This is a genomic window from Nocardia sp. NPDC004604, from assembly GCF_040609795.1.
In the GTDB taxonomy this organism is placed as follows: Bacteria; Actinomycetota; Actinomycetes; order Mycobacteriales; family Mycobacteriaceae; genus Nocardia.
The window spans coordinates 1-24,821 of the sequence record NZ_JBEXLC010000099.1; the positions used below are offsets into that span (position 1 = coordinate 1).

At 66.3% G+C, this 24,821-nt stretch carries 21 protein-coding genes and 2 pseudogenes; 10 read left to right on the plus strand and 13 right to left on the minus strand.

The window, feature by feature from the left end; translation table 11 throughout:
• Nucleotides 1-64: 64 nt before the first annotated feature.
• The 3 genes from pstS to ABZW16_RS29775 all read right to left on the minus strand — a co-directional run bounded on the left by pstS (nucleotide 65) and on the right by ABZW16_RS29775 (nucleotide 3,183).
• Nucleotides 65-1,180, minus strand: a complete 1,116-nt coding sequence (gene pstS, locus ABZW16_RS29765; RefSeq protein WP_354959391.1) for a phosphate ABC transporter substrate-binding protein PstS — start codon at nucleotides 1,178-1,180, stop codon at nucleotides 65-67.
• Nucleotides 1,181-1,427: 247 nt separating this feature from the next.
• On the minus strand, nucleotides 1,428-2,339 hold the full coding sequence (gene mshD, locus ABZW16_RS29770; protein WP_354959392.1) for a mycothiol synthase: 912 nt from the start codon (nucleotides 2,337-2,339) through the stop codon (nucleotides 1,428-1,430).
• Nucleotides 2,340-2,415: 76 nt separating this feature from the next.
• Nucleotides 2,416-3,183, minus strand: a complete 768-nt coding sequence (locus ABZW16_RS29775) for a response regulator transcription factor (protein WP_354959393.1) — start codon at nucleotides 3,181-3,183, stop codon at nucleotides 2,416-2,418.
• A gap of 240 nt (nucleotides 3,184-3,423) precedes the next feature.
• Between ABZW16_RS29775 and ABZW16_RS29780 the strand changes: the two genes are divergently transcribed.
• The 6 genes from ABZW16_RS29780 to ABZW16_RS29805 all read left to right on the plus strand — a co-directional run bounded on the left by ABZW16_RS29780 (nucleotide 3,424) and on the right by ABZW16_RS29805 (nucleotide 7,540).
• Entirely contained in the window at nucleotides 3,424-4,230 is an 807-nt protein-coding gene (locus ABZW16_RS29780) for an LmeA family phospholipid-binding protein (protein ID WP_354959394.1), read from the plus strand.
• Nucleotides 4,227-4,667 carry a thioredoxin family protein gene (locus ABZW16_RS29785; RefSeq protein WP_354959395.1) on the plus strand — a complete coding sequence of 147 codons (441 nt, stop codon included), beginning with the start codon at nucleotides 4,227-4,229 and terminating at the stop codon, nucleotides 4,665-4,667. The genes ABZW16_RS29780 and ABZW16_RS29785 overlap by 4 nt, the downstream gene beginning before the upstream one ends.
• Before the next feature lie 320 nt (nucleotides 4,668-4,987).
• Nucleotides 4,988-5,473, plus strand: a complete 486-nt coding sequence (locus ABZW16_RS29790) for a DUF4395 domain-containing protein (protein WP_354959396.1) — start codon at nucleotides 4,988-4,990, stop codon at nucleotides 5,471-5,473.
• A gap of 31 nt (nucleotides 5,474-5,504) precedes the next feature.
• On the plus strand, nucleotides 5,505-6,338 hold the full coding sequence (locus tag ABZW16_RS29795; protein WP_354959397.1) for a sulfurtransferase: 834 nt from the start codon (nucleotides 5,505-5,507) through the stop codon (nucleotides 6,336-6,338).
• A gap of 4 nt (nucleotides 6,339-6,342) precedes the next feature.
• On the plus strand, nucleotides 6,343-6,648 hold the full coding sequence (locus tag ABZW16_RS29800) for a DUF1416 domain-containing protein (protein WP_354959398.1): 306 nt from the start codon (nucleotides 6,343-6,345) through the stop codon (nucleotides 6,646-6,648).
• Between the two features lie 184 nt (nucleotides 6,649-6,832).
• The gene (locus tag ABZW16_RS29805; RefSeq protein WP_354959399.1) at nucleotides 6,833-7,540 is read left to right on the plus strand and encodes an FABP family protein; all 708 of its coding nucleotides are present in this window, start codon (nucleotides 6,833-6,835) and stop codon (nucleotides 7,538-7,540) included.
• A gap of 63 nt (nucleotides 7,541-7,603) precedes the next feature.
• Here ABZW16_RS29805 and ABZW16_RS29810 read toward each other — a convergent pair whose 3' ends face one another.
• The 6 genes from ABZW16_RS29810 to ABZW16_RS29835 form a co-directional block, all read right to left on the minus strand.
• Nucleotides 7,604-8,041: a hypothetical protein gene (locus ABZW16_RS29810; RefSeq protein WP_354959400.1), complete on the minus strand. Its 438-nt coding sequence runs from the start codon at nucleotides 8,039-8,041 to the stop codon at nucleotides 7,604-7,606.
• Between the two features lie 290 nt (nucleotides 8,042-8,331).
• Complete coding sequence (cydC, locus tag ABZW16_RS29815; protein WP_354959416.1) at nucleotides 8,332-10,137, minus strand: thiol reductant ABC exporter subunit CydC; 1,806 nt, start codon at nucleotides 10,135-10,137, stop codon at nucleotides 8,332-8,334.
• Nucleotides 10,138-10,333: 196 nt separating this feature from the next.
• Nucleotides 10,334-12,259 (minus strand): thiol reductant ABC exporter subunit CydD, encoded by a 1,926-nt coding sequence (cydD, locus tag ABZW16_RS29820; protein ID WP_354959401.1) that lies wholly within the window; start codon nucleotides 12,257-12,259, stop codon nucleotides 10,334-10,336.
• Between the two features lie 2 nt (nucleotides 12,260-12,261).
• A complete protein-coding gene (gene cydB / locus ABZW16_RS29825; RefSeq protein ID WP_354959402.1) occupies nucleotides 12,262-13,293 on the minus strand; it encodes a cytochrome d ubiquinol oxidase subunit II in 1,032 nt (343 codons plus the stop codon).
• Between the two features lie 240 nt (nucleotides 13,294-13,533).
• A complete protein-coding gene (locus ABZW16_RS29830) occupies nucleotides 13,534-15,027 on the minus strand; it encodes a cytochrome ubiquinol oxidase subunit I (protein ID WP_354959403.1) in 1,494 nt (497 codons plus the stop codon).
• A gap of 176 nt (nucleotides 15,028-15,203) precedes the next feature.
• Complete coding sequence (locus ABZW16_RS29835) at nucleotides 15,204-16,121, minus strand: aminodeoxychorismate lyase (protein WP_354959404.1); 918 nt, start codon at nucleotides 16,119-16,121, stop codon at nucleotides 15,204-15,206.
• A 152-nt stretch (nucleotides 16,122-16,273) separates the two neighbouring features.
• Between ABZW16_RS29835 and ABZW16_RS29840 the strand changes: the two genes are divergently transcribed.
• The 4 genes and pseudogenes from ABZW16_RS29840 to ABZW16_RS29855 all read left to right on the plus strand — a co-directional run bounded on the left by ABZW16_RS29840 (nucleotide 16,274) and on the right by ABZW16_RS29855 (nucleotide 19,602).
• The gene (locus ABZW16_RS29840) at nucleotides 16,274-17,389 is read left to right on the plus strand and encodes a folate-binding protein (RefSeq protein ID WP_354959405.1); all 1,116 of its coding nucleotides are present in this window, start codon (nucleotides 16,274-16,276) and stop codon (nucleotides 17,387-17,389) included.
• Nucleotides 17,389-17,946, plus strand: a pseudogene (locus ABZW16_RS29845) (MOSC domain-containing protein); the annotation flags it as partial. The gene ABZW16_RS29840 and the pseudogene ABZW16_RS29845, both read left to right, overlap by 1 nt.
• Before the next feature lie 314 nt (nucleotides 17,947-18,260).
• A complete protein-coding gene (locus tag ABZW16_RS29850; RefSeq protein WP_354959406.1) occupies nucleotides 18,261-19,214 on the plus strand; it encodes an asparaginase in 954 nt (317 codons plus the stop codon).
• Nucleotides 19,215-19,389: 175 nt separating this feature from the next.
• Nucleotides 19,390-19,602 (plus strand): DUF3073 domain-containing protein, encoded by a 213-nt coding sequence (locus ABZW16_RS29855; protein WP_354959407.1) that lies wholly within the window; start codon nucleotides 19,390-19,392, stop codon nucleotides 19,600-19,602.
• 159 nt (nucleotides 19,603-19,761) lie between these two features.
• On the opposite strand, the gene purM is transcribed toward ABZW16_RS29855, so the two are convergent.
• The 4 genes and pseudogenes from purM to ABZW16_RS29875 form a co-directional block, all read right to left on the minus strand.
• On the minus strand, nucleotides 19,762-20,841 hold the full coding sequence (purM, locus tag ABZW16_RS29860) for a phosphoribosylformylglycinamidine cyclo-ligase (protein ID WP_354959408.1): 1,080 nt from the start codon (nucleotides 20,839-20,841) through the stop codon (nucleotides 19,762-19,764).
• A 120-nt stretch (nucleotides 20,842-20,961) separates the two neighbouring features.
• Complete coding sequence (locus tag ABZW16_RS29865; protein WP_354959409.1) at nucleotides 20,962-22,641, minus strand: ABC transporter ATP-binding protein; 1,680 nt, start codon at nucleotides 22,639-22,641, stop codon at nucleotides 20,962-20,964.
• 173 nt (nucleotides 22,642-22,814) lie between these two features.
• Nucleotides 22,815-23,732, minus strand: a pseudogene (locus tag ABZW16_RS29870) (ABC transporter permease); the annotation flags it as partial.
• Between the two features lie 35 nt (nucleotides 23,733-23,767).
• A complete protein-coding gene (locus ABZW16_RS29875) occupies nucleotides 23,768-24,784 on the minus strand; it encodes an ABC transporter permease (protein WP_354959417.1) in 1,017 nt (338 codons plus the stop codon).
• Nucleotides 24,785-24,821: the final 37 nt, after the last annotated feature.

Sequence of the window (24,821 nt, forward strand, 5' to 3'; positions counted from 1 at the left end):
GCCAGTCGAGTCCGACTGGCCCGCGGCGGTCACCTCAGGGTGCACGGTCATGGCGTGGCGGCTATCAGTTGATGGCGGCGATGGCGGTGGTCAGCTTGGTCTTGAACTTGTCCGGGATCGAGACGTAGCCCGCGGTGTCCAGACCCTTCTGGCCGTTGTTGACGGCCGAGGTCAGGAATGCCTTGACCGCCTTGGAGGTGTCGGCGTCGGCGTACTTCGAGCAGACGATCTCGTACGTCGGCAGGATGATCGGGTAGGCACCGGCCGCGGTCGGCTTGTAGAACGACGAGGTGTCGAGCACCAGGTCGTTGCCCTCACCCTTGATCTTCACGCTGTCGACGGCCTTGGCCGCGGACTCCGGGGTCAGCTTGACCGGGTCCTTGGAGGCCGAGGTGACGATCTGCGCGATCGCCAGGTTCTGCGCCTTGGCGAAGGACCACTCGTTGTAGGTGATCGAGTTCTTGGTGCTCTTGATGGCGGCCGAGGTGCCCTCGTTGCCCTTGGCGCCCTCACCGACACCGCCGTTGAAGGTCTTGCCGGCGCCCTTGCCCCACGCGCCGTCGGAGGCGGCGTCGAGGTAGAGCTGGAAGTTGTCGGTGGTGCCCGACTCGTCGGAACGGAAGATCACCGCGATGGGGCCGGACGGCAGGGTGGCCTTCGGGTTCAGTGCCTTGACCTCGGGGGCATCCCAGGAGGTGATGGCGCCGGTGAAGACCTTGGCCAGGGTCGGGCCGTCGAGCACGAGGTCGCTCACGCCGTCGATGTTGTAGGTGACCGCGATGGGGCCGAAGACGGTCGGCAGGTTCCAAGCCGGGGCACCGCAGCGCTCCTGCGCCTTGGCGGGCTCACCCTTCTTGTCGCTCAGCGGCGAGTCGGAACCGGCGAAATCGGTCTGGCCACCGAGGAATTCGTTGACACCGGCGCCCGAACCGCTGGAGGTGTAGTTCAGGGTCTGGCCGCTGCAGTTGCCCTCGTAGGCGGCGATGAAGCGCTCCATGGCGTTCTTCTGCGCCGAGGAGCCGCTGGCCTTGAGGGCCTTCTTGCCACCGCAGGCGACGTCGACCTTGGCGACGTTGCTGCTGTCGCCGCTGGTCGAGTTGTCATCACTGCCACAGGCGGCCAGGGGCATGGCGACGGCCGCCAGCACACCGATCATGGCGCTGCTGCGCTTGAGGTTCACTATTCCTCCGGGAATCGCGTTCGACACGCCCGGTCCCTCACCGGCCCGGGCGGGTTTCGTGGTGCCGTTCGCGGGGAACTTGCGCACCAGGCGGCAACTGCGCCGCCCGTATGTAACGTAAGGTCGCTCGGTTGACAGTTGGACCAAGCTGAGTGAACACAGGGTGAACACCCCGGCGCGATCAGGCACGTTTTGTGTGACATTTGCCCCAGTGTTACTCGAGTAACCCCGGCGAGCCGCTTGTTATTCAGTCACGGGCCGAATACGCGACGTCGATGTGTGCCGGAGCGAAGCCGAGTCGAGTGTAGGTGTGCACCGCCGCGGCGTTATCCGCCTCGGTGTAGAGCAGCACCTCCGCGAGATCCCGTTCCCGCAGGTAGTGCAGGCCAGCGAGGGTGAGCAGACGGCCCAGCCCCCGACCCTGCGCGACCGGATCGATACCGACCACATAGACCTCGCCGATCGGCGGGCTCTGTTCGTAATGCACTTTGGTCCAATGGAATCCGAGGACGCGGTCCGGATCGGCCGGATCCACCGCGATGAGCAGCCCTTTCGGGTCGAACCAGGACTCCGCGCGCCGCACCTCGATATCGCGTTCGGTCCAGCCACCCTGCTCCGGATGCCAGGCGAAGGCCGCGCTGTTGACGCGCAGTAGTTCGGCATCGTCGGCCGGGCCTTCGTAGGTCCGCAGCGCAATGCCATCCGGTACCGCCAACTCGGGTAGCTCTGGTGTTGCCAATGTGCGCCGCATCTGCCAAAGCTCGCGTGCGGTGCGCAGTCCGAGTCGGGTCGCGAGCGCCTTGGCTGCGGGCCGATCACCGTGCGCCCACACCCGAGCTCCCGGTCCGCCCCTTTCCAATGCGGCGCTGACCAATTCCGCCCCGATGCCATTGCCGCGGGCGGCGGGATCGACGGCGACCTCCGCCATTGCGGGGTGTTCGCCATGTGCCGCAACGAGATTCGCGTAACCGGCGATGACATCGTCACGCACCGCGACCAAGTGCTCGACCTCGGAATCGGCCGCGGTCAGCGAGAGCACCGCCTGTTCGGAGACCGGCGCGACACCATCGGCCGCGGCCGCCCGCGCGAGCAGTTCGCGCACCGCGCGCGCCGCCTCGGCGTCGAGCCGCTGGCTCCACCGCAGTGTCGTCTCACCCATGAGTCACGTCTCCCTCGTCGTACCGCCCCGTCACCGCAGCGAACGCGCGAGCCCGGTAGGTAATTCCGATCGTCCGCTATTGAACGGAGCCGTTGACCGTCACCGACTGGGAGCCATCGGTGCCCTCGGCGGCTTCGTCGTCGGGGAAGGTGACGGACTCGCCTTTGCTGGCGGCGCGGGCGGGGCGGACGGCCTTGTAGCCGACATTGCGAACGGTGCCGATCAGCGATTCGTATTCGCTGCCGAGTTTGGCGCGCAGGCGTCGCACGTGCACATCGACCGTGCGGGTGCCACCGAAGAAGTCATAGCCCCAGACCTCCTGCAGCAGCTGGGCGCGGGTGAAGACCCGGCCCGCGTGCTGCGCGAGGTATTTGAGGAGTTCGAATTCCTTATAGGTGAGGTCGAGCGGGCGACCGCGCAGCCGCGCCGTGTAGGTGCCCTCATCGATCACCAGTTCACCGAGGGTGATCTTGCCGGTGTTCTCCGGGCTCGCCACACCGCCGTTGCGGCCGACCAGCAGCCGCAGTCGGGCGTCCAATTCGGCCGGTCCGGTGCCGGGCAGCAGGATGTCGTCCAGGCCCCAGTCGGCATTGACGGCGACCAGCCCGCCCTCGGTGAGCACGGCGACCACCGGCACCGAGGAACCGGTGCTGCCGAGCAGTCGGCACAGGCCGCGGGCCGCGGCCAGATCGGTACGCGCGTCGACAAGCGCGACATCCGCGGTCCCCGCCTCCAGCAGGGACGCCACCTCGGTCGGCGCCGGGCGCACATTGTGCGCCAGCAGCGACAGAGCGGGCAGTACCGACTCGGGGTTGGGGTCGGAGGTCAGCAGGAGCAGCTCCACAAGCCCTCCTCCCATCTCATAGCTCCGGGCAACAGCCACACCGCCGGGGCCACGTCGCTGATCACAGGTAATTCGGATGCAAGATTAGCGCGTAAACACCGATGACCTCGCCATCCGGGGTCAGTGTGGCACCTCGAGGGCGACATTCGATACCCGAAACGTACCGCCGAGTAGACCACTGCCCCATCTGGCCCGGGCTGGCGACGGCCCACGACCGGCCCTGCTATTACTGTGGCCTGCATGCGGAAGCTGATTATCGGGCTGCTGTGCCTCGCAGGACTGGCGGTAGTCATCGATTTCGGCGTCGCCGCCTACTCGGAGTACCGCGTGTCACGCGCGCTGCGCGTCGGTGCCGATCTCAGTGCGGATCCCGACGTGATCATTTATGGGTTCCCATTTCTTACCCAGGCGTTCGGCGGCCGGTACCAGAGTGTCGAAGTCCGCGCGCACGTCATGCGTCCCGATATCCCGGGTGAGATTTCGGTCGGAGCGATGCTGACCGGCGCACACCTTTCGGTCGGCGATCTCACCGACGGGAATGTGCGTGCGGTACCGGTGGATCGGGTCGAGGGATCGATGCGGCTCGAGCCCACCGAACTCGGTCGCCTGTTCAAAATCCCCGACCTGCAAGTGCATTCGGCACCGGGGGACAAATCCGACGGAACGGGCGGGTCGGGCGGATCCGGAATGACCACCGGGGGTCAGCTCCTGCTCGCCGGCACCATGCCGGGCAAGACGCCGAGCAAGCCCGGTGCACCGCTCGGCGGTGACAATGTGAGCGTGACGGCGGACCTGCGGGTCGACGGCGATCAGATCAAGATCATCGCGACCAGTATCTACCGCGGCACGGGCGACGTCACGACGACCGCGGTCGTCACCGATGCCGAACGCCCGAAGATACTCGAGCAGTTCACCCGCACCATCGATACCAACGAACTGCCGTTCGGGCTGCGGCCGACCAAGGTTTATGCAACGGGTGGGCAGATCGTCATCGAGGGTAAGGCCGAGAACGTGACCATCGATCTGGACAGATTGCGTCGACCATGATTCAAATCACAATTCTGCTGGTGATGATTTCGGCCGCGATCGCGGTCGGCTTTGCATTGCGACGGCGCGACGGCAAAATGCGCGCGAGCGAGACCGAGACGACCGCGGAATCGGCACGCACCGAACTGCTGACCTCGGTTGGGGTCGACAGTTCCGGTCCTGCGGTGCTGCACTTCTCCGCCGACTGGTGCGGACCGTGCGCCGCCGTGCGCAAGGTGGTCGCGGGGGTGACCGAGGATCTGGCCGGATCGCCGCGCCCGCCGCTGGATATCGAGATCGATATCGATGCCGAGCCCGCGCTGGCCAAGGAACTCAACGTGCTCTCGCTGCCGACCACCTTTGTCTTCGATGTCGAAGGGCGGGAACGATTCCGGATCTCCGGCGTCCCCAAGTCCGCCGATCTGCGGACCGCACTGGCACCGCTGACCGTCGGATAAACATCGGCGGATAGCTACTGACGGTGGAAAAACCGGGCGTGACAAGGGTTCATAGCAACTGTGACCGACCCCGGGTCCAATTCTCCGTCGGAACCAGGTAAACTCCTCTGCGTGCAAGCCAACCACGAGCTGATGCTCACCCGACGCCGCACAGTTGATCTGTGTCGCCTCGGTGGTTGTTGCTGCCTGTGTGGCTGAGCGGTCGGCTCCGTCAGAATTCTGATGCCGACCTGCGTCCGTCGTGCGAGTGATCTCTCGATCCCCCCGACGAACTGGCATTTTTCCCGCCAACAGCACCATTCAGCGCAGGAGTACGCACAATGTCCACGATTTCTCGAAACACAATCGTTGAAACCGGAATTCCCGTTGTAGATGTTCGCGGGCCGCGGTTCGCCGCCTGGGTGACCACCGGCGTGCTGGTCCTGGTCCTGCTCGCCGCCGCCGTTTCAACGCCGGTCGCCGCGGTGCTCATCGGTCTGCAGGCCGTGGTCTTCGCGATCGGCGCGGCCAATGGACCGCGGCGGCACCCCTACGGCCGGATCTTCGCGTCGTTCATTGCGCCGCGCATCGGTCCGACCGTCGAAACCGAACCCGTGGCCCCGCTGCGGTTCGCCCAATTACTCGGCCTGGTCTTCAGTGCCGTCGGCCTGCTGGGTTTCCTGGCGGGTTCTACCGTCGTCGGCGCGGTTTTCGTCGGCTTCGCCCTGTTCGCGGCGTTCTTGAATGCGGCGTTCGGGATCTGCCTGGGCTGCCGGATCTATCCGCTGGTCGCCCGCCTCCGCCGGAACCCGTCCCCGGCGAACTGACCCTGCAAGTCACCATCCCGAAAGGAACAACATGGCCCGCTCCGATGTCCTGGTCTCTGTTGACTGGGCCGAAGAGAACCTCAACGCCCCCGGCATCGTCTTCGTCGAGGTCGATGAGGACACCTCCGCCTATGACGGCGGTCACATCGAGGGTGCCGTCCGGCTCGACTGGAAGAAGGACCTGCAGGATCAGGTTCGTCGCGACTTCGTGAACCAGGAGCAGTTCTCCGATCTGCTCTCGGCGCGCGGCATCGCGAACGACGACGAGGTCGTGCTCTACGGCGGCAACAACAACTGGTTCGCTGCGTACGCCTACTGGTACTTCAAGTTGTACGGCCACAACAACGTCAAGCTGGTCGACGGCGGCCGCAAGAAGTGGGAGCTCGACGGTCGTCCGCTGTCCCGCGAGGCCGTGGTTCGCCCTGCCACCCAGTACAAGGCCGCCGCCCCCGACCTGACCATCCGTGCCTTCCGTGACGAGGTCATCGCCGCCATCGGCGCCAAGAACCTGGTCGACGTGCGCTCCCCTGACGAGTTCTCCGGCAAGATCCTGGCGCCCGCGCACCTGCCGCAGGAGCAGAGCCAGCGTCCCGGCCACATCCCCGGCGCCATCAACGTGCCGTGGAGCAAGGCCGCGAACGAGGACGGCACCTTCAAGTCCGACGCCGAGCTGGCCGAGATCTACGGCGAGGCCGGGCTGGACGGGTCCAAGGACACCATCGCCTACTGCCGCATCGGCGAGCGTTCCTCGCACACCTGGTTCGTGCTGCAGGAGCTGCTGGGCCACCAGAATGTCAAGAACTACGACGGCAGCTGGACCGAATACGGCTCGCTCGTCGGTGCACCGATCGAGTTGGGAGAGTAATCACATGTGCGCAGCACCCACCCAGGGCCAGGCCATTCCGGCCGGAGTCGACGTCGAGAAGGAAACGGTCATCACCGGCCGTGTGCTGAGTTCGGACGGTCAGCCCGTCGGCGGCGCGTTCGTGCGCCTGCTCGACGGCAACGGTGACTTCACCGCCGAGGTCGTCGCCTCGGGCACCGGCGATTTCCGCTTCTTCGCGGCGCCGGGCGCGTGGACCGTGCGGGCGCTCTCCTCGTCGGGCAATGGCTCGGCCGAGGTCCGTCCGGAGGGCGCGGGCATCCACGCCGTCGACGTGGCCGTCGCCAAGTAGCGAATACCGCAAACGGCCCCGTTGTTTCCTGGATCACCAGGAAGTAACGGGGCCGTTGTGCTGGTCGGGACGCAACTCGTTAGACTCCAAATGTGGTCCTCTTCTTCGAAATTCTGCTGGTGGCCGTGGCCGTTCTGATCGGCTGGTTCGGCCTGTACGTCTTCTACCGGCTGTTCACCGAATCATGAGTGAACTCGCGAGCGAAGGTTCCAACCCGGCCGAGCGAGCGAGTGAACAAATGAACGGCAACGGTCCTGCCGAGCCGTCGGCTCGCCGCAGTGGCGACGAGGCCGTGGCCGAGGCGGCCGAGCGGGCGAAATCGACCGGGGTGCGCAATATTCCGGTGCTTCCGGATCTGCCGCTACCCGAGGACACCGCGAATCTGCGACTCGGCCCGGATCTGAGTTCATCGATGCTCGCGCTGCTGCCCATGGTCGGCGTGTGGCGCGGTGAGGGCGAGGGCAACGATCCCGAACGCGGCGACTACCGCTTCGGCCAGCAGATCATCGTCTCCCACGACGGTGGTGACTATCTGTCCTGGGACTCGCGTTCCTGGGTCATCGAATCCGACGGTTCCTATGGCGGTCCGGATCTGCGCGAGAGCGGCTTCTGGCGCGTCGGCATCGACGGCGATGACGAAGTCATCGAACTGCTGCTGACCCACAGCACCGGGATCGTCGAACTCTTCTACGGCACCGCACTGACCCAGTCCTCCTGGGAATTGGCCACCGATGTCGTCATCCGCAGCCAGTCCGGCATTGTCGTCGGCGGCGCCAAGCGCCTGTACGGCATTGTCGAAGGTGGTGACCTGGCTTACGTCGAGGAGCGGGTCGTTGCCGACGGCCCGTTGGAGCCCCGCCTCTCGGCCCGTTTGGGGCGCTACATCGGTTAGCCGCGCTGCCCGATCGATGTCAGGTCGATATCGATCGGGAACGGGACGCTGATCTTCGGCGAATCAGATCGGGTTCCAGGTGACCAGGAGTTCGTCGGCGAGGGTTTCGACGGCGAGTTTGGAGCCGTTCACGTCGAGGATGGCGGCGCGCAGGCGGTCGTCGTGCAGGCGGGATTCGGCGACGGCGGCGATTCGGCAGCCGAGCAGGTCCGAGTACGGGGGTTCCGCGCCGACGTCGAAGGCGGTGTACTTTCCGGATTCCGCGACGTAGTCGATGTATTCGGGCTCGGTGAGGCCCGCGAAGGGGTCGCGCCAGGGTGTTGTGGCGACGCGGAGTTCTTCGCCGTCGGTTCCGGCGTCCAGTAGCAGCACCGAACCGTCGTCGAAGGTCAATTCGATGGGGCCTTCGGTGCGGTCGACGTCAGTGCCGTGTACGTAGAACATGCGGCGGATCGCACTGATACGGCGACCGACCACTGCTGCGAGTCCCTCCGATGGCATCAGCTACCCCTCGTATCGAACCAGTCGCCGGACTCTACCGCCTGGTGCGATCGTCCCGAAAAAGGAACGGCCCCCGAGCCATACCCTGCTGGCGGTGAAGCCTGCATGGGTCCCGGTCGGACAAGACCGGTAGCTCGGGGGCCGGGTGGCTGCCTGGGATTCGCTCAGCGCTCGCGCGAACGGAGATCCGTTGCAGCGGTGGCGCTAGCGGACAGCCACCTCACGAGTCCTATGAACATACATTCTTCGAACCACCTCCTTCCTTGTGTACGAACGAATCTAGCCACGAGTCAGTGGCTCGGCAACGGAATTTCTCGGTTGGCGGAATCGCAGGCCGCCCGCCGCGGTCCCGAGCCCGGAAAATCAATCGTGACCTGGCCCGATGCGTCGACGTGCAGCACCGCGTCGGCGCGGTGGTCCGGCGGCAGCTGATGGGTGACGACAACCACGATTCGGTCGGGTTCGACCAGCCCGCTATCGATATCGAGCAGATCGCGCAGCAGCCGAGCACCTGCCGCCGCCTCGAGATGTTCGGTCGGCTCGTCGAGCAGTAGCACCCGCGCGGGCGAAATGAGCGCACGCGCGAGCAGGATTCGACGACGCTGCCCGCCCGACACCGCCGCGGCACCGCCCACGAGATCGGTATCTACACCGTCCGGCAGCGACGCCACCCATTCCCCGAGACCAACCGCGTGCAAAGCCTTTTCGGCCTCCGCCGCAGTCAGATCCCCGCGCGCAACTCGCAAGTTCTCGAGCACCGTAGTGCCGAAAATATGTGCGTCCTCGGCAAAGAACGTCACCCCGGGTTCGGGCACACCGAACAACCCGGCCCATGCCATCAGCAATGTCGTCTTCCCCGCACCGCTGGGCCCGATAACGGCGATCCGCCGCCCATCCGGGCGACCGGGCAGATTCTCCGGCAACACATCTCGCGCACTGCCGGTGCCCGCGCGAGCACCGTGGCTATCGGATCGGTCCGGCAGGCCGTCTCCGCTCACGCCGCCGGAGACACCACCGGTCCGCTCGGTCGGCAGGGAATCTCGCGCATCTCCGTCATGAAGGTCGGTGTCGCCGGACGAACGGGGGGCAGTGGGGATGAGGGCGGACAGGCGGTGCAGGGCAGCGCGGGCGGTGGTGAGGGATTGGGCCGCGGCGGGCAGGGCGGCGACGGCTTCGAAGGCCGAAAGCGGGAGCAGGACGAGGACGGTAAGGGCCATCGGTGTCATTGCGCCCGGATCGCCGCCGTGCGGGCCGTAACTGGCAATGCCGACCAGCAGGGCACCGAGGACGCTCACTCCGGTCGACAGTGGCGTCGCAGCGGCGGCCCAGGCGCTGCGTGCGGCCGCGGAATCCTCCGCGGCGACCGCACGCCGCCCGGCCCGTTCCGCGGCCGCCAGCGCGGCGTCCAATTTGCCCGCCACGCGGAGTTCGGCCGCGTGGTCGAGGACGGTGAGGGCCTGGGCGGTGAATTCGGCACGGTCGGCGCGCACCGCACGCTCGGCCGCGCGCGCGGCCCACCCTGACAACCACGGCGCGACGATCCCGGCAATGGCCAGCGATACCGCCAGAATCGCCGCCGCACCAATGGAAATGGTGGCCAATAGCCCGATTGCCGCCGACGACAGCACGATCGCGACCGCGATCGGCACGAAGACCCGGACCACCACCGCACCGAGATCGTCGATATCACTGCCGATTCGAACCAGGAGATCCCCGCGCCGCAACGAGGTGGCGCCCGCCGAGCCCGTCCCTGAATCCCGCCGCCCGTCCGAACGCGCACCGAGCATGGCGCGCCGCATCCAGACATCGGAGTGCGCGAGGGTGCGATAGACGGTGGTCCGTGCCATTGTCATCGCGCGTAGGGCGACGTCATGGGTGGCGAGGCGTTCCAGGTAGCGGCAGAGGCCGCGGGAGATGCCGAGTGCGCGGACGGCGACGACGGCGACGCTCAGATCGAGGACCGGAGGCATCTGCCAAGCGCGCGCGATCAACCACGCGGCCAGTGCCGCCAGTCCGAGTCCGCTGCCGAGCGCGAGCACACCCCAGCCGATGGCCACCGCGATCCGCCACGGGGACAAATCGAGCAGAGCCCACATGCGGCGCAGATCCGCGACGACCGTGCGGTGCACAGATTCGCTCGGCACCGACGCACTTCCCTGGCCACCCATTCCGATACTCATCGGCCGACCACCTCGACAGACCAGCCGCGGTGTCCCCGGCCCGCCCGCTGCGCCACCTCATGGCGGAGGTCTCTCGACGTTCGCCAGCACAACCTGTTCGGTGTTCGTCGGCTCATCGCGGTACCGCCTGTGGTTCGGTGGTTCGGGCCTGGACGCGAACGATGTGGTCGGCGGCGGCGAGGACGGACGGGCGGTGGCCGATGACGATTACGGTGGCACCCGCGCGGGCTCGTTGCTGGAGGGCGGTGAGGACCGCGGCCTCACTGGCAGGGTCGAGATGCGCGGTCGGTTCGTCCAGGAGCAGGACGGGGCGGTCGGCGGCGAGCACCCTGGTGAGGGCGAGGCGTTGGCGCTGGCCCAGCGATAGGCCGACGCCGCCCGCGCCGACCACCGTGTCCCAGCCCTGTGGCAGCTCGTCCAGGACCGCGTCGAATCCGGTTGCAATACAGGCGGCTTCGAGTTCATCAATGACTCGGGACGCGCCCTTGACGGTGTGCTCGGGCGTGCGCGTCCCGAGCAGTTCGAGGTTTTCGCGCAGTGTGCCCGGCACCAGGACCGGACGCTGGGGCAGCCAGGCCACCCTGGACCACCAGAGTTCCTGATCCAGTTCGCGCACATCGGTGCCGTCCAGCAGCACCGATCCCCGGTCCGGGGTGATCAACCCCAGGATCGCTTGCAGTGCAGTCGATTTACCGCTCCCGTTCGGACCGGTCAGCACGGTCATTGCCGTGGGACGAAGCATCGCAGTGAGCCCAGCGGGCGCGAAACCGTCTCTGGCACGCACCGCAAGATCGCGTACCTCGATAATCCCCGCGAATTCGTAGGCAGCATCATCGTCAGTGGGTGCAGCGGGACCGCGGCCACCGGCAGGCCCCATCGGCGCGGTGCCCTCGCCGTGAATTCCTGCATGCCGCGAGCTTTCGACGGATTCACCGTCGCGGGTGGACCGGCCTGCCTGCACGGCAGATGCGTCACCACCACCGATGGATTCGGCCAGCTCGTCAGCTCGGGACGAGTCACGCTCGACAGCAGCGGATTCCGGCTCCAAGACCGCGAAAGCTTTGTCCGCGGCGGCCATGCCGTCCTGTGCCGCATGAAAACGCTCACCGACCATCCGCAGCGGCAGATACACCTCCGGCGCCAGGATGAGCGCCACCAGCCCGGCGTAAAGGCTCATCTCGCCGTAGACCAGCCGCAGGCCGATCGAGACCGCGATCAGCGCGACGCTCAGTGTGGCGAGCAACTCGAGCACCATCGATGACAGGAACGCGATCCGCAGTGCGCGCATGGTGCGGTGCCGCAACGCATCGCCGAGCTCGCGCACCCGGTGTTCCATCGAACGCATCCGCGAACCGTTCGGCGCGGCGGCATCGACGCCCCCTTCCCGGCCGAGCGCACGCAGCGTCGGCATACCGGCGAAGAGGTCGAGCAGTTGATCCGATAGTCGGGTGGTCGCGGCGAGGGTGGCTTCGGCGCGTCCCTGGGTGAGCAGGCCGATGAGAACCATGAAGATCGGGATCAGCGGCAGGGTGACCACCGCGATGGCACCGGAGATCGGATCGTGGAATGCGATGACCACCAGCACGATCGGAGGTACCGAACAGGCGAGCAGCAAGGCGGGAAGATATCCGGTGAGATACGCCCGCAGCCCGGTAAGTCCGGTGCTCACCACCACCGCGAGTTCGGTTCGACGAGTTTCGAGTTCGCGCGGTGCCAAGCGGGCACCGGCGGCCAGCACGGCGGTCTCCAGTTCCGCCACCACCGTCGCCCCCGCACGGTGCGCGAGCCGGGACTGCACCCAGGTGGCCAGCACCCGACCGCCGATGGCGACCGTGAGCACGATCAACTCGAATGTCCACGTGCCCAAGGAGCGCCGACCGGGGTCGGTGATCACCCCGGCCAGCACCCGCGCCACCGCGACCGCGGTAGCCACGATCGAGCCCGTGATCACCAGCGACAGCGCCACACTCAGCACCAGGTAGCGCCGGGCGGAGCGCGCGTACCTCCACAGCCGGGGATCGACGGGCGGGCGGGCCATGGTCAGTCCTTGCCGGTTTCCAACGGCAGACCGATCGGCGCCGGAATCTGCTCGACGGTAATCCGTTTGCGGAATACCCAATATGTCCAACCCTGGTAGCCGAGCACCACCGGCGTGACGATCACGGCCGCCCAGCTCATCACCTTCAGCGTGTACGGCGTCGAGGAGGCGTTGTCGATGGTCAGGTTGAACAGGTCGCTGATGGTGGAGGGCAGCACATTCGGATACAGCGACCCGAACAGCAGCACGGTGGCCGCCGCGGTGGTGACCGCGGTGCCGACGAAGGCCCACCCATCGCGTTCGGCGAAGCTCGCCGCACCCGCGAGCACCAGTCCGAATACGGCCAGCGCCAAGGGAATCCAGGTCCACCCGGAGCCGTAGGCCAGCTGCGTCCACACACCGAATACACCGACCACGACGGCCGTCGGCACCAGCAGCAACCGCACCGTCTTCGCGGCATCGTCGCGCACCTCGCCGCCGGTCTTCAGCACCAGGAAGACCGCACCGTGCAGCGCGAACAGCAATCCGGTCGTCAGCCCGCCGAGCAGCGCGTACGGCCCGAGCAGATCCCATACCGAACCGGCGATCTGCTTCTTCTCGTTCAGCGGCACCCCGTGCACCACATTGGCGAATACCCAGCCCCACGCCAAAGCCGGTATCCAGGAGCCGATTCCGATCGCGGCATCGCACCAGGCCCGCCAGCGCGGGTCATCGATCTTGCTCCGGTATTCGATGGCGCAGACCCGCACGATCAGCGCGACGAGCACCAGCAGCAGCGCGATATAGAAGCCGGAGAACAGGCTCGCGTACCACTCCGGAAAGGCAGCGAACATCGCACCGCCCGCGGTCAGCAACCACACCTCATTGCCGTCCCACACCGGCCCGATCGTATTGAGCACCACCCGCCGTCGGGTATCGCTGCCCTTGCCGAGAATCGGCATCAGCATGCCGACCCCGAAGTCGAAGCCCTCCAGCACGAAGTAGCCGGTGAACAGGACGCCGATCAGCAGAAACCAGAACTGTTGCAGATTCATCGTCGGCTCCTAGATTTCGAACAAACTTGTCGGTGCCCCGCCGTACAGTGGTCGTGCGTCGGAAACGGCGCTCCGGACCTCCAAGCGGGAGGCCGGGTCAACAAAGCCTGTGGAGAACTCGGCGCTGGCCAGTCCGCTTGCCGGTCTGGTGAAACTGGGCTCGCTGAAGCAGGAACCTTTGCCCGACAATGGCGAGGGACACCCGAGAAGGGTGGTGTCGAACGAGTTGTTCGGCACGCTTTAGTAGGCGAACGAAAGCTGCTCGACGTCTTCAGCACGGTGGCGGCCTCCTTCCTGTGTGTCGTCCGGCCCACGACCTTCGGGCCGGGCGGCCGCGGGGGCCTCCGGTCCGGCGATGGTGTAGCGCCGCATCAGGTAGAACCACACCACCGCGAGCGCGCCGTACAGCAGGGTGAAGACCACCAGCGAGGTGATCACCGTGCCCGAGACGTGGTCGGAGACGCCCTGTTGCACCATCAGCCGCAGCCGTTGGTCACCGGTCGGGTTCGGCGCGACAACCCAAGGCTGCCTACCCATTTCGGTGAAGACCCAGCCCGCGCTATTGGCCAGGAACGGGGTCGGGATGGCGAGCAGGCACAGCCACGAGTACCAGCGCTTATCGGTGATCCGGCCGCCGCGGGTCAGCCACAGGCCGACCAGCCAGAGCAGGATCGCCCCCGCCGACAGGCCGATCATGGCGCGGAAGGACCAGTAGGTGACGAACAGATTGGGCCGATAGTCGCCCGGACCGAATTTCGCGTTGTACGCCTGCTGCAGATCGGTGACACCGTCCAGGGTGACCCCGCTGAACTTGCCCTTGGCCAGGTACGGCAACACATACGGCACCTCGAGCACGTGCGTCACGCTGTCGCAGTTGTTGTGGGTGCCGATGGTCAGTACCGAGAAATCCGGATCGGTCGCGGTATTGCACAGCGATTCCGCCGAGGCCATCTTCATCGGCTGCTGTTCGAACATGAGCTTGCCCTGCACATCGCCGGTGAAGAACAGGGCGACACCGGCGACCACGATCACCCACAGGCCGGCGCGCCCGCCGGAACGCCACATCGTGCGCGCCTCGGCGATTTTCGTCTCGTCACCGCTGCGCGCATTGCGCACCATCCACCAGCCGCAGATGCCGACGACGAAGGTGCCCGAGGTGAGAAAGGCTCCGGCGATCACATGCGGAAATGCCGCCAGCGTCGTGTTATTCGTCAGGACTTCCCAGATGCTGGTGAGTTCGGCCCGGCCGCGCTCCGGGTTGTATTTGGCACCGACCGGATGCTGCATGAACGAATTGGCCGCGACGATGAAGTACGCGGAGGCGTTCACGCCGATCGCGACGAGCCAAATCGTGCCCAGGTGCAGCAATTTGGGCAACCGGGTCCAACCGAAGATCCACAGACCGAGGAAGGTCGACTCCAGAAAGAACGCGACGAGCGCCTCGAGTGCGAGCGGTGCGCCGAAGACGTCACCGACGAAACGGGAGTATTCGCTCCAGTTCATACCGAACTGGAACTCCTGCACGATGCCGGTTGCGACACCGAGCGCGAAGTTGATCAGGAACAGCTTCCCGAAGAATTTGGTCAGCCGGTACCAGTAGTCCTTGCCGGTGATCACCCAAGCGGTCTGCATGCCCGCCACGAGCGGAGCCAGACCGATCGTCAATGGCACGAAGATGAAGTGATAGACGGTCGTGATGCCGAACTGCCAACGGGATAAGTCCAGGACGCTCAAAACCGACCTCCTGTCGATCTACGACATGACGTAGTAAAGACTACGCCCGGAAAAGGGCCGATCAAGCGGTCTTATGACCCGACACACCGAGGCCAACCGCCCTCAACGGCCCGTTTTCCCAGCTCGTCACATACTCCTACACGCCGTAGTAGGACGAAGATCACCGCCCGTCGAACTCACCAATCGCCGATGGCCCCGGCCCGCTCCACGCTTCGGTCCACCAACTCGATGATCTCGGCCGCATTGTCCGGCGCCATCATGCGCAGTCCGTCCAGCGAATTCACCCGGGCCGCGAGGGTAATGCTCGACATCAGCCAAATGCTGTCGCAGGTCAGCAGATCGGCGGTGAACAACGATTCATAGGTGCACTTCCACCCTGCCTTCTCGGCCTCGGCGAACAGCGCGCGCTGGGTGACCCCGGGCAGCACACCGTTCTTCGCGGGCGGCGTGATCAGGTGGTTGTCCCTGGCGATGACGACCGTTGAGCGCGGTCCCTCCAGCACCCGGTTCTCCGTGCTGGTGAAGATCACGTCATCGGCGCCCATGCGCTGAGCGAACCGCAGCGCCGCCATATTGGTGGCATAGGACAGCGTCTTCGCACCGAGTAGCTGCCATGGCGCGGCTTGCGCCAGGTCCACCGAGATGCCGCGCGATAGCGAAACCACCGCGACCCCCTCGGTACGCGCCTTCTGCACCCGCTCCGGTACCGGGAGCACGAGCACATAGGAAGTCGGCACCGCCACCGCGGCCGCGAGATCACCCGAGGTGACGCTGGACGGGGCCGCCTGCTCGGTGTCGCGGCCCCTGGTGAGCACCAAACGCAGTAGGCCCTCGCGCTCGGTCCCCCATTCCTTCGTCGCCGTCTCGACCGCGTCTCGCCATTTCCCCAGTTCGGGCTCGGGCAGATCGAGCGCCTGCGCCGAACGCCGCAGCCGGCCTAGATGAAATTCGATCGCACACGCGGTCCCGCCACGAACCAAAATCGACTCGAAGACGCCGTCACCGCGGAGCACGCCGATGTCGTCGGCAAACAACAACGGCGCGTCCGGATCTTGGACGGCGCCGTCGAGTGTTACAAGAACTCGATCCACCATGGGTCGAGCGTAGGCGGTGTTCGATGACCGCGCCTAGATCATGAACGAGTTCTGTAAGCCCCCATGACACAGTTGGGTACCGATGCGGTTTGCGCCCCTCGCGCAACACCCGCCCACGCCACCACCTTCGGTTCGCGCCTAGAGTGGTTCACGTGTCCGTGGTCGTCGCACCCAGTCCTATCCTCGCTGTCCCGGGCGCCGTTGCGGGAGCGGCCGGTTCACCGGATGCCGCCGTCGCATGGCATTACGGGGATCCCTTCACCGAGCAGCGCGCCGCCGCACAACGGGTTGCCATTGTCGACCGGTCGCATCGCTTCGTACTGAAGATCACCGGCGCCGAGCGGCTGACCTGGCTGCACACCATTACCAGCCAGCACATCGCCAACCTCGGCGACGGCCGCTCGGCCGAAAGTCTCGACCTCGATCTCAACGGACGGATACTGCACCACTTCGTGCTCACCGACCTCGACGGCACGGTGTGGATCGATACCGAGGCCGAGCGCGGACCGGCACTGCTGGAATTCCTGGCGAAGATGGTCTTCTGGGCCGATGCGAAACCGGTCGAGGCCGCCGACCACGCGGTGCTTACCCTGCTCGGCCCGCGCGCGGATGAGCTGACCGAAACCCTCGGCATCGCCGCCCTGCCCGACATCTACGAAGCGGTGCCGCTGCCGGACGGCGGCTTCCTGCGCCGGATGCCGTGGCCGAGCGCGGATTCCTTCGATCTGGTGATCCCCCGCGACCAACTCGCCGACCGCTGGGCCCGCCTCACCGCCGCCGGCGCCGAACCCGCTGGCATGTGGGCCTTCGAGGCGCTGCGCGTCGCGGCGCTGCGTCCCAGGATCGGCTCGGACACCGACGAACGAACCATCCCGCACGAGGCCCGCTGGATCGGCGGCATCGACGAGCACGGCGCGGTGCACCTGGACAAGGGTTGCTACCGCGGCCAGGAAACGGTGGCTCGGGTGCACAATCTCGGCAAACCACCGCGCCACCTGGTACTGCTGCACCTGGACGGTTCCGCCGACGAACGCCCGACCACCGGCATCGATGTCACCGCGGGCGGTCGCGCCGTCGGCCGACTCGGCACCGTCGTCGACCACTACGAATTCGGGCCCATCGCACTCGCTTTGGTCAAACGCACCATCCCCGCGGACACCCAGTTGACCGCAGGTCCGACCGCCGCCGCCATCGATCCGGATTCGGTACCCGCCGACGACGAACCCCAGGCGGGTCGCCTCGCGGTCGACCGGTTGCGTGGCCGCTGATGCAGCCCGACGACTGCGCCCGAGTGCTGGCGGTCTGCGTCGTACACGCGGAACTGGATGTGCCGGGCAAGGTGGGTCGCACCGCGATCGATAAGAGGCCGGTCCCCGGCCGCGTGGCCGTGCGCACACTCGGCCTCGACGGCGACCATGTGTGCGACACCGAGCATCACGGCGGTGTGCACCAAGCCGTCTACGCCTATGCCGAGGAGGACGCCCAACGCTGGGGCGCGGAGTTGGGCCGCGACTTGCCCGCGGGCTGGTTCGGCGAGAACCTGCGCATATCCGGCCTCGCCGTCAGCGATGCGGTGATCGGCGCGCACTGGGCGATCGGCGATGCGCTGCTCGAGGTGAGCGCACCGCGTGTGCCCTGCGCCACCTTCCAGCACTGGTCCGGTGCGGCCCACTGGGTCAAGCGCTTCACGCTACAGAGCGATACCGGCGCCTACCTGCGCGTACTCACCGAGGGCACGATCGGCGCCGGTGACGAGGTGCGCATCGTGCACACTCCCGAACACGGCATCACCGTCCGCGACCTGTTCACCGGCGACGATCCGGATCTGCTCGCGATCCTGCTCGCCGATGAGCCGACCATCTCCGACGATGTGCGCATGCAGATCGAACGGCACGGCCGCCGCCACGCGAATGCCCGCCGCGCCCGCGAGCAGCGGGTCGATGCGGCAAGCGCCCCCGAGCACCGGGTCGATGACGCGAGCGCCCCCGAGCAGGTCATTGTGGGAAGCGCCCCCGAGCAGTGGATCGACGACGCAAGCACACGCGAGCAGGTCAATGTGGGAAGCGCCCGCGCGCAGCGGATCGATGACGCAAGCGCCCACACGCAGCGCGCGGCCGCCGCGACGACAGGAGCCGAGCTATGACCGTCGAACTCGTCGAGGTCGTCCGCTCGGGCTTCCGCGAATGCGTGCACAGCGGGTCGGTGGTGATCCTCGGCGCCGACGGCGAACCGACCCTCGCCCTCGGCGAGGTGCACGTCCCCATTTTCCCGCGCTCCACCAATAAGCCCATGCAGGCGATCACCCTGCTGCGCAACGGTTTCGAACCGGTCGACGAAGCGGAACTGGCCATCGCGACCGCCTCGCACTACGGCGAACCGGATCACATTGCGCTGGTCCAGCGCCTGCTCGACCGGTTCGGCTTCGACGAGACGGCCCTGCAATGCCCGCCCGATCTGCCGCAGGACGAAGACGCGCGGGCCACGGCGCTGCGCGAATTCGCCGAACCGCGCCGGGTGTACATGAACTGCTCCGGCAAGCACGCGGCCATGCTCGCCACCTGCGCCATCAATGGCTGGCCCACCGAGGGCTATCTGGACCAGACGCATCCGCTGCAGCAATCGGTGGTCGCCACCATTACCGACCTCACCGGTGAACCCGAAACCGACCTCGGCATCGACGGCTGCGGACTGCCGATCATCCCGGTCTCGCTGGTGAATCTGGCCCGCGCCTACGCGAATATGGCCACCGCGGACCCTGGTTCGCCGCAGCGCCGGGTCGCCGATGCGATCCGCGCATATCCACGAGTGATTTCCGGCACCAACGCACCCGATCTGCTGACCATGCGGGCGACCCCCGGCCTGGTCTGCAAGATCGGTGCGGATGGTGTGCACGCGGGCGCGCTACCGGATGGAACGGCGTTCGCGTACAAGATCGCCGACGGTCACGACCGCGCGCGAATCCCCCTGACGCTGGCCATTTTGCATCGCATGGGAGTCGAGTGGTCCGATGCGCACGCCGAACTCGCGGCCCCGCCGGTGCTCGGCGGCGGTGCCAGAGTCGGGGTCATCCGAGCGATCCCCGGGGTGCTCTGAGGGGTCGGCCCGGCGGCGACAACCGGGCAAACGGCACCACTTCGGGAGTTCTTCCCCCACTCCTGGAAGCGCGACCGCCGGACACACGCTAAAGTGTCTGTCAGGAAGAGTATTAATTCGAACGGGGCCGCCAACAAACCCCAGGCCGCCCCGCAGTGACGCGAGGGGGTCAGCCATGGGCCGTGGCCGGGCTAAGGCAAAGCAGACCAAAGTCGCACGCGAGCTGAAGTACAGCTCAGCGCCGACTGACTTCGCGAGCCTTCAGCGCGAGCTTTCGGGTAGCCCCACCTCCCAGCTGAGTGGTGGTGTGCTGTCCGATGAGCACGACGCGGACGAGTCCTCAAACCGTTGGGATGAGGACGACGACTACAACGACTGGCGCCGCTGACTCGAATTCAAACGTCTGAAGGGGGAGGCCGACGGGCCTCCCCCTACAGGCTTTGACATCGCGTTACCGGACTAGCCACTCGGGGCTTGCAACAACATCAGCGTCCCGCATCGAACGATGCGGGACGCTGATGTGTGTTCTGTTGTCGGACAAGGACTATCAGAAACGCGGGTGCTCACCCACCAGCACGGCGCGCACCGCATCGGCGTCCTTGGCCTTCTTGACGGTGCCCAGAGTCCAGCAGGCGATATGCCGCGCGGTCAGCACGGCAAGGGCCCGGTCGACATCCTCGGGCGCCACCACGGCGACCATGCCGACGCCCATATTGAAGGTCTTCTCCATCTCGACCCGGTCGACCCGACCGCGCTGGGCGATCATCTTGAACACCGGCGCCGGATTCCAAGTGCCGCGGTCCAGTTCGGCGACCATACCCGCGGGCAGCACCCTGGCCAGGTTCGCGGCCAGGCCACCACCGGTGACGTGGGCGAAGGTGCGCACATCGGTTTCGGCGATCAGCGCAAGGCAGTCCTTGGCGTAGATCATGGTCGGCTCGAGCAGTTCCTCGCCGAGGGTGCGGCCGAATTCCTCGACGTGCCCGGTCAGCGACATTCGGTCGATATCGAGCAGCACCTTGCGGGCCAGGCTGTAGCCGTTGGAGTGCAGACCCGAGGAGCCCATGGCGATCACCACATCGCCGGGGCGCACCCGGTCCGGACCGAGCACCGAATCGGCTTCGACAACGCCGACACCGGTCGCCGACAGGTCGTAGTCATCGGGATCCATCAGGCCGGGATGTTCGGCGGTCTCGCCACCGAGCAGCGCGCAGCCCGCACGGACACAGCCCTCCGCGATGCCGGAGACCAACTCGGCCACCTTCTCCGGGACGACCTTGCCGATGGCGATGTAGTCCTGCAGGAACAGTGGTTCGGCACCGCAGACCACCAGATCGTCCACGACCATCGCGACCAGGTCGAGGCCGACCGTATCGTGCTTGTCCATCGCCTGCGCGACCGCGATCTTGGTGCCGACCCCGTCGGTGGAGGCCGCGAGCAACGGCTCGCGGTAGCCACTCTTCAGTGCGAACAGTCCGGCGAATCCGCCGAGCCCACCCTGGACCTCGGGTCGGCTGGCCTTCTTCGCCAATGGTCCGAACAACTCGACTGCGCGGTCACCTGCCTCGATGTCCACGCCGGACGCGGCGTACGAGGCACCAGCACCACTGGGGGTCTGTTCAGTCATTTTCGGGGAAAGCTCCAAACCGAATCGGCGGATAGATGCCAGCTCACGCTACCGGAGTCCGATAACGGACTCGGCCGTAGGCACCTTCATATTGTCCACCGCCCGCCTGGTAGATGGCGATCATTTCACCGGCTCGGTGGCGAACAGTGCCGCACTCTCGGCGCGACGCCGCCGCTGCTCCACCGGATCGGGCACCGGCACCGCGGCGACCAAGCGTTGGGTGTACTCCTGCTCCGGATGGCGCAGAATGCGATCACGATCACCCTGCTCGACCACCGCGCCGTCGCGCAGCACCACGATCCGGTCGGCCAGTTGGTCGACGACGGCCAGATCGTGGCTGATGAACAGGCAGGCCCAGCCGCACGCCTGCTGCAATGTGCCGAACAGCTCCAGCACCGCCGCCTGCACCGAGACATCCAGCGCGCTGGTCGGTTCGTCGGCGACCAGCAGGTCCGGATCGAGCACCAGCGCCCTGGCCAGGCTGGCGCGCTGGCGCTGGCCGCCGGAGAGTTCGTGCGGATAGCGGCGCTCGGTGCCCGCTGGCAGCTGCACGTCATCGAGCATGTGACGCACCCGGGCCCGGATCTCCTCGGCACTGCCCGCCTTGTGCACGATGAGCGGTTCCGCGACGCAGTCGCCCACGGTGAGCCGTGGATTCAGCGAACTGGCCGGGTCCTGGAAGACGAAGCCGAAGCGGCGGCGGATCGGCCGCAGCTGCCGTTGCGACAGCTCCGCGATGTTCTGGCCGCGCACCTTGACGACCCCGGAGGTCGGGCGCTGCAGTGCGGCGACGCAGCGGCCGATGGTCGACTTGCCCGAACCGGATTCGCCGACCAGACCGAGGGTTTCGCCGGGCCGAATGGACAGGCTCACATTGTCCACCGCGCGGAACGGCGGGCGGCCGAACGGGCCGGGAAACTGCACAACTAGATCGCACACCTCGAGCACCGGCTCGGCGGTGGCGACCTCCTTGGTGCCGTGCTCCAACTGCGCGGTGCCCAGATGCGGGACGGCCGCGAGCAGTTTGCGGGTGTACTCCTCTTTCGGCGCTGCGAACAGTTCATCCACCGGCGCCTGCTCGACCACCTTGCCGTCATGCATCACCACGACTCGGTCGGCGATATCGGCGACCACACCCATGTTGTGCGTGATCAAGACGATCGCGCTGCCGATACGATCGCGCAGATCGCGCAGCAGTTCCAGGATTTCGGCCTGCACGGTCACATCGAGTGCTGTGGTCGGTTCATCGGCGATGATCACCTTCGGCTCGCACGAGATGGCGATCGCAATCATCACGCGCTGTTTCTGGCCGCCGGAGAGCTGATGTGGGTAATAGTCCACCCGATGTTCCGGATCGGGCAGTCCGACCATGCGCAGCAGTTCGATCGCACGGGCCTTGGCGGCCTTGCGGCCCATATCGCTGTGCGCCCGGAGCGCCTCGGCGATCTGAAAACCGACCGTGAACAGCGGATCGAGTGCTCGACCCGGCTCCTGGAAGATCATCGAGATCGCGCCGCCGCGCAGGGCGGTGAGCTGGCGCTCGCTCATCGAGGTGACCTTGTCCGCACCGAGGGTGACCAGGCCCTCGACCCGCGCGGTATTCGGCAGCAGTCCGATCGCCGTGCGCGAACTCACCGATTTGCCCGAGCCGGACTCGCCGACGATGGCCAGCACCTCGCCGGGGAAGACCTCGTAGGAGACATTGCTGACTGCGTGGACGGGTCCGGCGTCGGTGGCGAAGGTGACCGATAGCGATTCGATGGACAGTGCCGGATGCTTCTCGGCTACCACTTCCGTCATCGTGCTGGTCCTTCCCGGTCTGCATCGGTTGTGCCACCCGACTCGGCCTCGTCCCCGAGATCGAGTTCGGCGGCGGTGAGTTCCGCTGCGGGAACGTCTTTTTCGACGACGGTGCCGGAATCGCTGGCATCGACACCGAGGCTGTCGCTGGCGACGGTGGCCGGGCTGAACGCCCGCCGGGTACGCAGCAACGGATTGAGCACCTCGTTGAGGCTCTCGCCGACCAGCGTCAAGCCGAGTACGACCAGAACGATGGCGGTACCCGGGAAGATGCCGGTCCACCAGATGCCGTTGGAGACATCGGAGAGCGCCTTATTGAGGTCGTAGCCCCATTCGGCGGCCTGGGTCGGCTCGATGCCGAAGCCGAGGAAGCCGAGCGCGGCCAAGGTGAGGATGGCATCGCCCGCATTGAGCGTGACGATGACCGGCAGCGACTGGGTGACATTGGCGAGAATGTGCCGGAACATGATCCGAGTGGTGGACGCACCAGTGACCCGGGCCGCGTCCACATACGGTTCGGTCTTCACCGCAACGGTCGCATTGCGAACCACCCGAAAGTACTGCGGTACATAGATCGCCGTAATGGCGACCGACGCCGAAAGCACACCGCCGAAGCTGCTCGACTGTCCGCCCGCGACCACAATGGACACCACGATCGCCAGCAGCAGGGTCGGGAACGCGTAGATGGCGTCCATGAACAGTACGAGCACCCGGTCGAGGGCGCGTCCGATATACCCGGACACCAATCCGAGCGGCACCCCGACGACCAAGGACATCACCAGCGATATCGTGATCACCAATAGCGCGGTGCGGGCACCGAAGATCACCCGGGACAACACATCCTCGCTGCGCACCGATGTGCCGAACCAGTGCTGACCCGACGGCGGCTGCTGTGCGACGAAAGCGACACCGTCCGAGGAGTTCTGGGCGAGGCCGTACGGTGCGATCAGCGGCGCGAAGATCGCCACGAATACGAACAGCGCGACCAGACCGAGTCCGACGATCAGCGTCACCCGCTGCAATCCAGCGGTCATGGTGAGCAGCTGCAATCCGGGGATCCGCCGGCGTTTGGTCGGCGGTACCGGCGCCATCACCACTGGTTCCTTCGCCAATTCCGGAGCGGTCATCAGAACCTCACTCTCGGGTCGATCAGCGCGACAATGACATCCACCACGAAGCTGATGACCGCGACGGCCAGCGCCAAGAACGCGACAATTCCCTGCACCGCGATGAAATCACGCTGATGCAGATATTCCGCGAGCTGATAGCCGAGCCCCTTCCATTCGAAGGTGGTCTCGGTGAGTACCGCACCGCCGAGCAGCGTCGCGATATACATCCCCATCACCGTGATGATCGGAATCATCGCGTTGCGCACGGCATGTCGGCCCGTCACCACCCGCGAGGAAAGTCCGCGCGCCCGTGCGGCATCCACGAATTCGCTGCGCAGCGTCTGGATCAGATTGACGCGCACCAGCCGCAGGAAGATACCCGCGGTCAACAGACCGAGCGCGACCGCCGGCAATATCGCATGCTTCAGCACATCGAGCAGATAACTGCTGTCCCCGTAGAGGATTGCGTCGACCACCATGATGTTGGTCTTCGGCGAGACATGCTGCAGTTGCAATTCCACCGGAGTGCTGGCCCGGCCCGCGACCGGCAGCCACTCCAACTTCACCGCGAAGATCAGCTTCAGCAGCAGGCCGACGAAGAAGACCGGCGCCGCGTAGGCCAGGATGGCGAACAGTCGCAGTCCGGCATCGGCCGTCGAATCACGGTGTGTCGCAGCGTATCTGCCGAGCGGAACGCCGACCGCGAAGGCAACCAGCAGCGCCCAGAACACCAGCTCCAGGGTCGCCGCGCCGTAGGTTGTCACCACCTCGCTGATCTGCCGATTGTCCTGGGAGTGTCCGAAATCCCCGTGCATCAGCCCGGAGATGTACTCCCAGTACTGGGTCAGGATGGGCCGGTTCAAACCGGCCGCTTCCTTGCGCACTTCGATCTGTTCCTGGGTCATCCGCCCGCCCATCGCGGCGCTGATCGGATCGCCGATCACCCGCATCAGGAAGAACACGACGGTGACCAGGATCCACGCCGTCGGCAGGATCAAGATCAGTCGAATCACCAAATACCGTAATAACGCCAGCTGTCGGGAATCCCCGCCGAACTTCCCGACCCATGGC